This is a genomic window from Pantoea sp. VS1 (assembly GCF_002207995.1).
Lineage (GTDB): Bacteria > Pseudomonadota > Gammaproteobacteria > Enterobacterales > Enterobacteriaceae > Pantoea > Pantoea dispersa.
In genome coordinates this window covers 1-319 of sequence record NZ_NHZE01000089.1, presented here as the reverse complement: position 1 = coordinate 319, position 319 = coordinate 1, and the positions used below count along the sequence as shown (strand labels likewise).

The 319-nt window shown below is 52.0% G+C and carries 1 rRNA gene; it reads right to left on the bottom strand.

The annotated features are described in order from the left end of the window. Positions 1–44: 44 nt before the first annotated feature. Positions 45–319, bottom strand: a 16S ribosomal RNA gene (locus tag CBW22_RS23440); the annotation flags it as partial.

Here is a 319-nt window from a genome sequence, read left to right as displayed (position 1 = left end):
ATCAGACAATCTGTGTGAGCACTTCGCGGGAAGGTATCTTCAGGTAAGGAGGTGATCCAACCGCAGGTTCCCCTACGGTTACCTTGTTACGACTTCACCCCAGTCATGAATCACAAAGTGGTAAGCGCCCTCCCGAAGGTTAAGCTACCTACTTCTTTTGCAACCCACTCCCATGGTGTGACGGGCGGTGTGTACAAGGCCCGGGAACGTATTCACCGTAGCATTCTGATCTACGATTACTAGCGATTCCGACTTCATGGAGTCGAGTTGCAGACTCCAATCCGGACTACGACGCACTTTATGAGGTCCGCTTGCTCTC